The 12126-nt window shown below is 58.5% G+C and carries 10 protein-coding genes; 9 read left to right on the top strand and 1 reads right to left on the bottom strand.

The genetic code is table 11. From position 1 onward, the window contains the following. Window positions 1-253 precede the first annotated feature (253 nt). The 4 genes from ACZRMS_RS11105 (at window position 254) to ACZRMS_RS11120 (ending at window position 4365) form a co-directional block, all read left to right on the top strand. On the top strand, window positions 254-1348 hold the full coding sequence (locus ACZRMS_RS11105; RefSeq protein ID WP_463995391.1) for a polyamine ABC transporter substrate-binding protein: 1095 nt from the start codon (window positions 254-256) through the stop codon (window positions 1346-1348). A 70-nt stretch (window positions 1349-1418) separates the two neighbouring features. Then, window positions 1419-2561 carry an ABC transporter ATP-binding protein gene (locus ACZRMS_RS11110; RefSeq protein WP_463995392.1) on the top strand — a complete coding sequence of 381 codons (1143 nt, stop codon included), beginning with the start codon at window positions 1419-1421 and terminating at the stop codon, window positions 2559-2561. Then, window positions 2558-3478, top strand: coding sequence for an ABC transporter permease subunit (locus ACZRMS_RS11115; protein ID WP_463995393.1), 921 nt, complete (start codon window positions 2558-2560; stop codon window positions 3476-3478). The genes ACZRMS_RS11110 and ACZRMS_RS11115 overlap by 4 nt, the downstream gene beginning before the upstream one ends. Next, window positions 3475-4365 carry an ABC transporter permease subunit gene (locus ACZRMS_RS11120; RefSeq protein ID WP_463995394.1) on the top strand — a complete coding sequence of 297 codons (891 nt, stop codon included), beginning with the start codon at window positions 3475-3477 and terminating at the stop codon, window positions 4363-4365. Before ACZRMS_RS11115 ends, ACZRMS_RS11120 begins: the two co-directional genes overlap by 4 nt. 164 nt (window positions 4366-4529) lie before the next feature. On the opposite strand, the gene ACZRMS_RS11125 is transcribed toward ACZRMS_RS11120, so the two are convergent. Next, window positions 4530-4910 (bottom strand): COG4315 family predicted lipoprotein, encoded by a 381-nt coding sequence (locus ACZRMS_RS11125; protein WP_463995395.1) that lies wholly within the window; start codon window positions 4908-4910, stop codon window positions 4530-4532. A gap of 151 nt (window positions 4911-5061) precedes the next feature. On the opposite strand from ACZRMS_RS11125, the gene phoB reads away from it, so the two are divergent. The 5 genes from phoB to ACZRMS_RS11150 all read left to right on the top strand — a co-directional run bounded on the left by phoB (window position 5062) and on the right by ACZRMS_RS11150 (window position 12043). After that, a complete protein-coding gene (gene phoB / locus ACZRMS_RS11130; protein ID WP_016782809.1) occupies window positions 5062-5754 on the top strand; it encodes a phosphate regulon transcriptional regulator PhoB in 693 nt (230 codons plus the stop codon). 44 nt (window positions 5755-5798) lie between these two features. Next, window positions 5799-7121: a phosphate regulon sensor histidine kinase PhoR gene (gene phoR, locus ACZRMS_RS11135; protein WP_463995396.1), complete on the top strand. Its 1323-nt coding sequence runs from the start codon at window positions 5799-5801 to the stop codon at window positions 7119-7121. A 100-nt stretch (window positions 7122-7221) separates the two neighbouring features. After that, entirely contained in the window at window positions 7222-8562 is a 1341-nt protein-coding gene (locus ACZRMS_RS11140) for a hemolysin family protein (RefSeq protein ID WP_463995397.1), read from the top strand. A gap of 269 nt (window positions 8563-8831) precedes the next feature. Then, window positions 8832-10139, top strand: coding sequence for a CitMHS family transporter (locus ACZRMS_RS11145; RefSeq protein WP_463995398.1), 1308 nt, complete (start codon window positions 8832-8834; stop codon window positions 10137-10139). 245 nt (window positions 10140-10384) lie between these two features. Continuing rightward, window positions 10385-12043 (top strand): Na/Pi cotransporter family protein, encoded by a 1659-nt coding sequence (locus ACZRMS_RS11150; protein WP_463995399.1) that lies wholly within the window; start codon window positions 10385-10387, stop codon window positions 12041-12043. Window positions 12044-12126: the final 83 nt, after the last annotated feature.

Consider the following 12126-nt stretch of genomic DNA (forward strand, 5'->3'; position numbering starts at 1 on the left):
CAAAACGCTGTAGCCGCTGCTGCAGGCTGCGATTGAGACCGAAGCGCCCACTGTTTTCGGTCGCTCGAAGGCCCTTCAGGCCTTATCGCAGCCTGCGGCAACGGCTACAGAATCCGGCAATCGTGCAATAAATTGCGGAAAACTTTGCCGTGTCGGTTTATCGAGGGTAAGTTGCGCGCCGGTTTTGTCTTTGCCAGTTCAGGCTGGTGTGTGACGCGGGCCACTCAGGCCCAACTATTTAGAGGACCACCACGTGTCTATATCTTTGTTTCGCAAGACCCTGCTGGTCGGAGCTGGTTTGACGCTTGCCGTCAGCGTACAAGCGGCACCTGCCGTGCACATTTATAACTGGTCGGACTACATCGCGCCGAACACGCTGGCTGATTTCGAGAAAGCCACCGGCATCAAGCCGGTGTACGACGTCTTCGATTCCAACGAAACCCTGGAAGGCAAGCTGCTGGCCGGACGTACCGGTTATGACGTGGTCGTTCCGTCTAACCACTTCCTGGGCAAGCAGATCAAGGCGGGCGCGTTCCAGAAGCTCGACCTGTCGCAGTTGCCAAATTATTCCAACCTCGACCCTGCCTTGCTCAAGCGCCTTCAGGCAAACGATCCGGGCAACCAATATGCCGTACCGTATCTGTGGGGCACCAACGGCATCGGCTACAACGTCGACAAGGTCAAAGAAGTACTGGGCGTCGATACCATCGATTCCTGGGACGTGGTGTTCAAACCCGAGAACATGAAGAAGCTGCAATCGTGCGGCGTGGCCTTCCTGGACTCGGCCGATGAAATGCTGCCGACCGTGCTCAACTATCTGGGCCTGGATGCCAACAGCACCAACCCTAAAGATTACAAAAAAGCTGAAGCGACACTGATGTCGGTGCGTCCTTACGTCACCTACTTCCATTCTTCCAAGTACATTTCCGACCTGGCCAACGGCAACATCTGTGTTGCGATTGGTTTTTCCGGTGATGTGTTCCAGGCAAAAGCGCGCGCCGAAGAGGCCAAAAAAGGCGTCAACATCGCCTATATCGTGCCCAAGGAAGGCGGCGCACTGTGGTTTGACATGCTGGCGATCCCCAAGGACTCCAGTAACGTCAAGGAAGCCCACACGTTCATCAACTACTTGCTCAAGCCTGAAGTGATCGCTCAGGTCAGCGACTATGTCGGCTATGCCAACCCTAACCCGGCCGCTGACAAGGTGATGGATGAATCGATTCGTACCGACGAGGCGGTGTACCCGACTCAGGCGGTGCTGGACAAAACCTACGTCTCAACCGAGTTGCCGCCGAAAATACAGCGTCTGATGACGCGTACGTGGACCAAGGTCAAGACGGGTAGATAAGCTCGCAAGACCACCTATCCAAGGCTCGATCATCTAGGTCGGGCTGCTAAATTTGTTGGGAGTTTCGTAAATGGCTGTTGCCTCCGGCGCCTATAAGAAAGCCCTCGAGGGCGACCAGACACCTAAACAGGTGCTGGTCAAAATCGACCGGGTCACGAAAAAATTCGACGAGACGATTGCCGTGGACGATGTGTCCCTGGAAATCAACAAGGGCGAAATCTTTGCCATGCTCGGCGGATCGGGATCGGGCAAATCTACCTTGCTGCGTATGCTCGCCGGTTTCGAGCGCCCAACAGAAGGCCGTATTTTCCTTGATGGTGTAGACATCACTGACATGCCGCCGTATGAGCGGCCGATCAACATGATGTTCCAGTCCTACGCCCTGTTCCCGCATATGACGGTGGCTCAGAACATCGCCTTCGGCCTCAAGCAGGACAAAATGTCCGGCGCCGAGATCGATGCCCGCGTGGGTGAGATGCTCAAGCTGGTGCACATGAGCCAGTACGCCAAGCGCAAGCCCCACCAGTTGTCTGGCGGTCAGCGTCAGCGTGTGGCTCTGGCCCGTTCGCTGGCCAAGCGTCCAAAACTGCTGCTGCTCGATGAGCCGATGGGCGCACTGGACAAAAAACTGCGTTCGCAGATGCAACTCGAACTGGTAGAGATCATCGAGCGCGTCGGCGTGACCTGCGTCATGGTGACCCACGATCAGGAAGAGGCCATGACCATGGCCCAGCGCATTGCAATCATGCATCAGGGCTGGATCGCCCAGATCGGCAGCCCGATCGACATTTATGAAACCCCGGTAAGCCGTCTGGTTTGCGAGTTCATCGGCAACGTCAACCTGTTCGAAGGTGAAGTGGTCGACGACGCCGAAGGCTATGCGCGCATCAACTGCCCGGAGCTGGAGAACGACATTTATGTCGGTCACGGCGTCAGCACCTCGGTGGAAGACAAGCACACCACCTACGCTATCCGCCCGGAAAAAATGCTCGTCACCACCGAGAAACCGACCTGCGAATACAACTGGTCGCGCGGCAAGGTGCATGACATTGCCTACCTGGGCGGTCACTCGGTGTTCTACGTCGAGCTGCCGAGCGGCAAGCTGGTGCAGTCGTTCGTGGCTAACGCCGAACGCCGTGGCGCCCGTCCTACCTGGGACGACGAAGTTTACGTGTGGTGGGAAGACGACAGCGGCGTGGTACTGCGCTCATGAACATGCGAAAGCTCAAGCGCCGACTGCAACGAATAACCCCCGGTGGCCGCCATATGGTCATCGGGATTCCATTCCTGTGGCTGTTTCTGTTCTTCATGCTGCCGTTCTTCATCGTTCTGAAGATCAGTTTTGCTGAAGCTGACGTCGCAATTCCGCCTTACACCGAGATCTACAGCTACGTTGACCAAAAAATTCAGCTGCTGCTGAACCTGGGCAACTACGCCATGCTGGGCGACGATGAGTTGTATATCGCAGCTTATCTTGGCTCGCTGAAAATGGCGTTTTTCAGCACGCTGCTGTGCCTGATGATCGGCTATCCGATGGCCTACGCCATCGCCAATGCGCGCAAAGAGATGCAGACCGTACTGGTGCTGCTGATCATGATGCCGACCTGGACCGCGATCCTGATCCGCGTTTACGCGTGGATGGGCATCCTCAGCAACAACGGCCTGCTCAATGGCTTCCTGATGTCGATGGGCTGGATCAGCGAACCGTTGCAGATCCTCAACACCAACATCGCGGTGTATATCGGTATTGTGTATTCGTACCTGCCGTTCATGATCCTGCCGCTGTACGCCAACCTGGTAAAACACGACAACAGCTTGCTGGAAGCCGCGTCGGACCTGGGTTCGAGCACCTTCAACAGCTTCTGGAAAATCACCGTTCCGCTGTCCAAAAACGGCATCATCGCCGGCTGCATGCTGGTGTTTATCCCGGTGGTGGGCGAGTTCGTGATCCCGGAACTGCTGGGCGGCCCGGAAACCCTGATGATCGGTAAAGTGTTGTGGCAAGAGTTCTTCAACAACCGTGACTGGCCGGTAGCGTCTGCACTTGCTGTCGTGATGCTGGCGATCCTGATCGTGCCCATCATTCTGTTCAACCGCAGCCAGGCTAAAGAGCTGGAGGGCAAGATATGAATCGCATCCGTTTCTCTAGTTTTATGCTGGTCGCGGGGTTGTTGTTCATCTACCTGCCGATGCTGATTCTGGTTATCTACTCGTTCAACGCCTCCAAGCTGGTGACGGTATGGGGCGGCTGGTCGCTGAAGTGGTACGTGGGCCTGCTGGACAACACCCAGTTGATGGGTTCGGTGATGCGCTCCATTGAAATCGCCTGCTACACGGCGATTGCAGCGGTTGCGCTGGGTACGCTGGCGGCGTTCGTGCTGACCCGTATCAGCCAGTTCAAGGGCCGCACGCTGTTTGGCGGCCTGGTGACTGCACCGCTGGTAATGCCGGAAGTGATCACCGGTCTGTCGCTGTTGCTGCTGTTCGTGGCCATGGCGCAGATGATCGGCTGGCCGCAAGAGCGTGGCATCGTCACCATCTGGATTGCCCACACCACGTTCTGCTCGGCCTATGTGGCCGTGGTGGTGTCGTCGCGTCTGCGTGAGCTGGACCTGTCGATCGAAGAAGCGGCCATGGACCTGGGTGCCAAGCCGTGGAAGGTGTTCTTTTTGATCACCATCCCGATGATCGCGCCGTCCCTGGCTGCGGGCGCCATGATGTCCTTTGCCCTGTCACTTGATGACCTGGTATTGGCCAGCTTCGTGTCCGGGCCGGGCTCAACGACCTTGCCGATGGAAGTGTTCTCTGCGGTGCGTCTGGGGGTTAAACCCGAGATCAACGCCGTGGCCAGCCTGATTCTGCTGGCGGTGTCGCTGGTGACCTTCATGGTGTGGTTCTTCAGCCGCCGTGCTGAAGAACACCGCAAAAAGGCGATCCAGCAAGCCATCGACGAAGCGACTGCCGACTCCTGGAAACAGCCTGACGTGCGTCGTCCGCAATCGACCAACGCGGCTTAAACCCGGCGTCATAAAAAACCTCGTCTCCCGTGAAAGGGCGGCGAGGTTTTTTTATGGCTTATGGCTTATGGCTTATGGCTTATGGCTTATGGCTTATGGGAAAGGGCCAAAGCCCCTCACCCCAGCCCTCTCCCGGAGGGTCAGGGTGAGTTTTTTTGATCTTTCTAAGGCTTGGCCACTTTCCAGGCGCCGTCCATTTTGTTGTCACCCGTCATGTCGCCGGCTTTCTTGTCCATGACAAAGGTGTACAGCGGCTTGCCGTCGTAGGCCCATTGCATGGTGCCGTCATCGCGTTTGATGGCCGTCCATTCACCCATGTTTTTGGCCATGGCATCGGCTGCCAGCGGTGGCCAGTTGGCCGCACACTTGTCGTTGCACATCGACTTGCCGCCCGCATCCTTGGCGAAGGTGTAGAGCGTCATGCCTTTGTGGTCGACGAGTATGCCGTCCTTGGTCATCGCCGGATCAGCCGCATGCACCAGCCCTGGCAAGGCAAGGGCGGCGGCCAACAGGAAAGTCTTTAGGGGAAGCGAGCGTAAAGTCATCGGAATCGTCCTTTTGTGGTTGTACGATTTGAACTTAAAGCGTAGTCCACGAACCTCCAGGGCGTGGTTGATACTCAAAGCTGTCACACGACTGCAATAATTCCGTTATCTAATGCGCCACAAGACAGTTCAATGACATGAGGAGAACGGCATGGTTGGCAGGAGCATTTTGATCGTTGATGACGAGGCGCCGATTCGCGAAATGATCGCCGTAGCCTTGGAAATGGCAGGCTACGACTGCCTTGAAGCCGATAATGCTCAGGACGCCCATGCCATCATCGTGGACCGTAAGCCGGACCTGATCCTCCTCGACTGGATGCTGCCCGGCGGCACTTCGGGCATCGAGCTGGCCCGTCGCCTCAAGCGCGAAGAGCTGACCAGCGATATCCCGATCATCATGCTCACGGCCAAGGGCGAAGAGGACAACAAGATCCAGGGGCTGGAAGTCGGTGCGGATGACTACATCACCAAGCCGTTTTCCCCGCGTGAACTGGTTGCCCGCCTCAAGGCCGTACTGCGCCGCGCAGGCCCGGCCGATGCAGAATCGCCGATCGAAATCGGCGGTTTGCTGCTCGACCCCATCAGCCATCGCGTGACCATCGATGGCACCCCTGCCGAAATGGGCCCCACCGAATACCGTCTGTTGCAGTTCTTCATGACCCACCAGGAACGCGCCTACACTCGCGGCCAATTGCTCGACCAGGTGTGGGGCGGCAATGTGTACGTGGAAGAGCGAACCGTGGACGTGCACATCCGTCGGCTGCGCAAGGCACTCGGTGAGGCCTATGAAAATCTGGTACAAACCGTGCGTGGCACCGGTTACCGGTTTTCGACCAAGGCCTGAAACCGGCTTTATCTGATCCAACGGCAAGCAAGGACCCGCGCGACGTGAATCGAAACTGGCATGGCACTCTGATTCGTCATTTGTTGCTTCTGGTCACAGGCTGCCTGCTGGTCGGGCTGCTCAGTGGCTATTACGGCTGGAGTCTGGCCATTGGCCTGGCGTTCTATCTGGGCTGGACCCTCAAGCAGTTGTTGCGCCTGCATGAATGGCTGCGCCAGCATAAACCCGACGAAGCGCCACCCGATGGCTACGGCCTGTGGGGCGAAGTGTTTGACAGTATCTACCACCTGCAACGCCGCGATCAGCGGGTCCGTGGCCGCCTGCAAGCGGTGATCGATCGGGTGCAGGAGTCTACGGCTGCCCTCAAGGACGCCGTAGTGATGCTCGACAGCGACGGCAACCTGGAATGGTGGAACCGCGCCGCCGAAACCCTGCTGGGGCTCAAGACGCCTCAGGACAGCGGCCAGCCCGTCAGCAACCTGGTACGCCATCCGCGCTTCAAGGAATATTTCGAGCAAGGCAACTACGGCGAACCGCTGGATATCCCTTCACCGGTCAACGATCACCTGCGCATCCAGCTCTATATCACTCGCTACGGCAACAACGAACACCTGATGCTGGTGCGCGACGTCACCCGGATTCATCAGCTGGAGCAAATGCGCAAAGACTTTATCGCCAACGTGTCCCATGAACTGCGCACGCCGTTGACGGTGATCTGCGGTTATCTGGAAACCCTGCTCGATAATGTCGACGACGTGAACCCGCGCTGGAAACGCCCCCTGTCGCAAATGCAGCAACAGGGTGAGCGCATGCAAACCTTGCTCAACGACTTGCTGCTGCTGGCCAAGCTTGAAGCCACGGACTACCCCTCGGACAACCAGCCGGTGGACATCGATGCGTTGCTGCGTTCGATCAAGAGCGACGCCCAGGCGCTGTCCGGGCAGCGTAACCAGACGATCACACTGGAGGTCGAGGCGCAGGCCTCGCTCAAAGGCAGTGAGGCCGAACTGCGCAGCGCGTTTTCCAATCTGGTGTTCAACGCGGTCAAGTACACCCCGGATGGCGGCAAGGTCCACATCCGCTGGTGGGCGGACAAGGCGGGCGCGCACCTGAGCGTCCAGGACTCGGGTGTGGGTATCGACAACAAGCACCTGTCGCGCCTGACGGAGCGTTTCTACCGGGTGGACTCCAGTCGCAACGCCAGTACAGGCGGCACAGGGCTGGGCCTGGCGATCGTCAAGCATGTGCTGTTGCGCCACCGTGCGCACCTGGAGATCAGCAGCGTGCTGGGCCATGGCAGCACCTTTACGTGCCATTTCGCCCCGGCCCAGGTGACACATTCAAAGCCGCAGCTGCTGGTCGACTAGGCCCTGTGGCCTTTTCCCACTAGGCAAGGATCGCATCTGCCGCTACATTGCTTGGCCATATCCCCCTCATTTGAAACAACGGAACCCTTAAAACTCCATCATGGACCCTTCCCCAGGTTTGACCCTCGCAACACTCTTCGCCGACTTTGGCATGATTCTTTTTGCTCTGATCCTGGTTTTGCTCAACGGCTTTTTCGTTGCGGCCGAATTTGCCATGGTCAAACTGCGCTCGACCCGGGTCGAAGCCATCGCCGATACCAACGGCTGGCGCGGGCAGATCCTGCGTACTGTTCACAACCAGCTCGACGCTTACCTGTCGGCGTGCCAGCTGGGTATCACCCTGGCCTCGCTGGGCCTGGGCTGGGTCGGTGAGCCGGCCTTCGCGCACATACTGGAGCCGCTGCTGGGCGCCATCGGTGTCGAGTCGCCTGAAGTGATCAAGGGCGTATCGTTCTTTACCGCCTTCTTCATCATTTCGTACCTGCACATCGTTGTCGGCGAACTGGCCCCCAAGTCGTGGGCCATTCGCAAGCCAGAGACCCTGTCGCTGTGGACCGCCGTGCCGCTGTACCTGTTCTACTGGGCCATGTACCCGGCGATCTACCTGCTCAACGCCAGTGCCAACGCCATTTTGCGCATTGCCGGTCAAGGTGAGCCCGGTGCTCATCACGATCACGCCTACAGCCGTGAAGAACTCAAGCTGATCCTGCACTCCAGCCGTGGTCAGGACCCGAGTGACCAAGGCATGCGCGTGCTGGCTTCCGCCGTCGAAATGGGCGAGCTGGAAGTGGTCGACTGGGCCAACTCCCGCGAAGACCTGGTGACCCTGGACTCCAAGGCCCCGCTCAAGGAAATCCTGGCACTGTTCCGTCGTCACAAGTTCAGCCGCTACCCGGTCTACGATGCCGAGACCAACACCTTTGTTGGCCTGCTGCACATCAAGGACCTGCTGCTTGAGCTGGCCGACCTTGACCACCTGCCCGAGACGTTCAACCTGGAAGGGCTGACCCGCCCGCTGGAGCGCGTATCGCGCCATATGCCGCTGTCGCAATTGCTTGAACAGTTCCGCAAGGGCGGCGCCCACTTTGCCCTGGTCGAAGAGGCTGACGGCAAGGTCGTTGGCTACCTGACCATGGAAGACGTGCTGGAAGTGCTGGTGGGCGACATTCAGGACGAACACCGCAAGGCCGAGCGCGGCATTCTGTCTTACCAGCCCGGCAAACTGCTGGTACGCGGTGACACGCCGCTGTTCAAGATCGAGCGCCTGCTGGGTGTAGACCTTGACCACATCGAAGCCGAAACCGTCGCAGGCCTGATCTACGACACCCTCAAGCGGGTGCCTGCCGAAGAAGAGCAGCTGGAAGTCGAAGGCCTGCGCATTATCATCAAAAAGATGAAAGGCCCGAAAATCGTATTGGCCAAAGTCCTGAAGCTGGATTAAAGCCTGGCACCACACACATTATTTGTGGGAGCGGGCTTGCTCGCGATGCAAACGACGCGGTTTAACTAAATGACCGCGTTGATGCCATCGCGAGCAAGCCCGCTCCCACAGAGATTCTCCAAATAGCCCTCCTGTAAGATTCTTTACCAGCGACAGCTGGCTGAAAGCTTCCCCCACTAGCATCGGGTCATCACCGGCAATAGACCGGTTGGCCTGGCATGCGCATAACACGCGGTCAGAGCCCTACTACAACAATAAGGGTGACTTTTATGCTGACCTTCCTTGGCTTTGCCATGGTCATTACCTTCATGTACCTGATCATGACCAAGCGCCTTTCTGCCCTGATCGCTCTGATTCTGGTACCCATCCTGTTTGCCGTTTTTGGTGGTTTTGCGCCAAAAATCGGCCCGATGATGCTCGAAGGCATTACCAAGCTGGCCCCGACCGGGGTGATGCTGATGTTCGCCATCCTCTACTTCGCCTTGATGATCGACTCCGGCCTGTTTGACCCGGCGGTGCGCAAGATCCTCAAACTGGTCAAGGGCGACCCGCTCAAGATCTCGGTCGGCACCGCGGTGCTGGCGCTGGTGGTATCCCTGGATGGCGACGGCGCGACTACTTACATGATTTGCGTGGCCGCCATGCTGCCGCTCTACAGCCGCATCGGCATGAGCCCGCGGATCATGGCGGGCCTGATCATTCTGGCCGGTGGCGTGATGAACATGACGCCCTGGGGCGGCCCGACTGCACGCGCTGCCAGTGCGCTGCATGTCGACCCTTCGGACATCTTTGTACCGATGATCCCGGCCATGCTTGCAGGCTGCGTCGCCATCCTGGCCATCGCCTGGTTCTATGGCAAACGTGAGCGTGCGCGTCTGGGCGAGTTGCACCTGCATGGCGATGAAATCGATCACAGCGAAATCAGCGTCTCGCAATACCCTGATGCCCGTCGGCCAAAACTGATCTGGTTCAACGGCGCACTGACGCTGGTGCTGATGATCGCGCTGATTGCCGGCCTGCTGCCTTTGCCGGTGCTGTTCATGGTCGCGTTCAGTATTGCGATGATCGTCAACTACCCGTGCCTGCAACAGCAAAAAGACCGCGTTGCCGCCCATGCCGGCAGCGTATTGGCGGTGGTCGGGCTGATTTTTGCCGCGGGTATTTTTACCGGCATCCTGTCCGGCACCGGCATGGTCGACGCCATGTCGAAAAGCCTGCTGGCCGTGATTCCACCTGCGCTCGGGCCTTATCTGGCCGTGATCACCGCGCTGGTGAGCATGCCGTTTACCTTCTTCATGTCCAACGATGCGTTCTACTACGGCGTATTGCCGGTACTGGCCGAAGCGGCCAGCCACTACGGCATCACGGCAGCCGAAATGGCCCGCGCCTCGATTGTTGGCCAGCCTGTGCATTTGCTGAGCCCATTGGTGCCATCGACTTACTTGCTGGTGGCTTTGGCCGGCATCGAGTTCGGCGATCACCAGCGCTTCACCCTCAAGTGGGCCATTCTGGTGTGCCTGGTCATCATGGTTGCGGCGCTGCTGTTGGGGACATTCCCGCTGTTCAGCACGCTTTAACCCCCTCCGGTGTGGGAGCGGGCTGGCTCGCGATGCAAACGACGCGGTGTTTGAGTTAAACCGTATCGAAGCCATCGCGAGCCAGCCCGCTCCCACAATGCCATCATCGTCCGCCAGTGTTTCAACCTTCCCCGCGCTATGCGATGCTGGCGCTCTGCTCAATTGCCGACTACATGTTAAGAATCATCTGTAGGAACGGCCCGCAGCTATCTGATCCTTAGACATATCTATTACAGGGAGCCAGCATGCTGACCCTGCTCAATCTGCTTTCCGCTGTGGCCTTGCTGATCTGGGGCACACACATCGTCCGAACCGGCATTCTGCGGGTCTACGGCACAAACCTGCGCCATGTCATCGGGCAAAACGTATCCAGGCGCATGTTCGCCTTTGTCGCCGGGATCGTGGTCACCGCCATGGTGCAAAGCAGCAACGCCACCGCCATGCTGGTGACTTCCTTCGTCGGCCAGGGGCTGATGGCGCTGACCCCCGCGCTGGCAACCATGCTCGGCGCCGATGTCGGTACGGCCTTGATGGCCCGGGTACTGACGTTCGACCTCACGTGGCTGTCGCCGCTGCTGATTTTTCTGGGGGTGATTTTCTTTCTGACCCGCAAGCAAACCCGCGCCGGGCAACTGGGCCGGGTCGGGATTGGTCTGGGCCTGATTATCCTGGCGCTGCAACTGATCGTCGAAGCGGCAGCACCCATCACCCATGCCCAGGGCGTGAAGGTGATATTCGCCTCGTTGACCGGCGACATCCTGCTCGATGCCCTGGTCGGCGCCCTGTTCGCAATGATCTCCTACTCAAGCCTGGCCGCCGTGCTGCTGACCGCAACATTGGCCGGCGCGGGCGTGATCAGCCTGCACGTGGCAATCGGTCTGGTGATTGGCGCGAACATTGGCAGCGGCGTGCTGGCGTTCCTCAGTACCAACATGCAAAACGCCGCCGGGCGTCAGGTGGCACTGGGCAGCCTGCTGTACAAACTGATCGGTCTGTTGCTGATCATGCCCGTGCTCAATCCGCTGGTGGCCTGGATGGACAGCCTGAGCTACAGCGCCCAGGAGTTGGTGATCGGTTTTCACCTGCTCTACAACACCGTTCGCTGCTTCCTGATGTTGCCGACGGTAGGCGTGATGGCGCGAATTTGCGCCTGGCTGCTGCCCGAACGCGAGCAGGCCAATGGCGTAGTGAAACCGCGTCACCTGGACCCGACCGCCCTGGACACGCCCAGCCTGGCGCTGACCAACGCGGTACGTGAAACCCTGCGTATTGGCGACCTGATCGACACCATGTTGGTCAATATGCTCGACGTACTGCGCGGCAAGCAAACGGCCATCACCCAGGAAATGCGCACCCTGAGCGATGAAGTCGAAGTGCTGTACAGCGCGGTCAAACTCTACCTGGCTCAGATGCCACGGGAGGACTTGAGCGAACAGGACAGCCGGCGCTGGGCAGAAATCATCGAGCTGGCGATCAACCTCAAACTCGCCAGTGACGTGATTGAACGCATGCTGCGCAAAGTGCAGCAACAGAAAACCTCGCAGCGCCGATCATTCTCAGAAACAGGGCTGGAAGAACTGGTGGGCCTGCATACTCAGTTGATCGACAATCTGCGCCTCGGGCTCACCGTCTTCCTGAATTCGGACCCGCAAAGTGCACGCCAGTTGCTACGCGAGAAACGCCGTTTTCGCGCGCAGGAGCGGCGTTTGGCCCACGCTCATGTAAGTCGTCTGCAGCGTAAAATCACGCAAAGTATCGAGACCAGTTCCATGCACCTGGAGCTGATTGCTGATATGAAACGCTTGAACTCGTTGTTCTGCGGCAGTGCTTATGTGGTGCTGGAAACCTCTGAGATCGGTGCGCTGGAGCTGGATGCCACCGCGGATACCCAGCATTTTCCTTGAACGTTGCCCTCCGGGCTGTTGTCAGTCGTTAAGCAGCGGCTAAGCTGCACCAGCTCAAGGACTCGAGAATTCAGGGATTTTTT

Source organism: Pseudomonas sp. B424 (genome assembly GCF_055408345.1).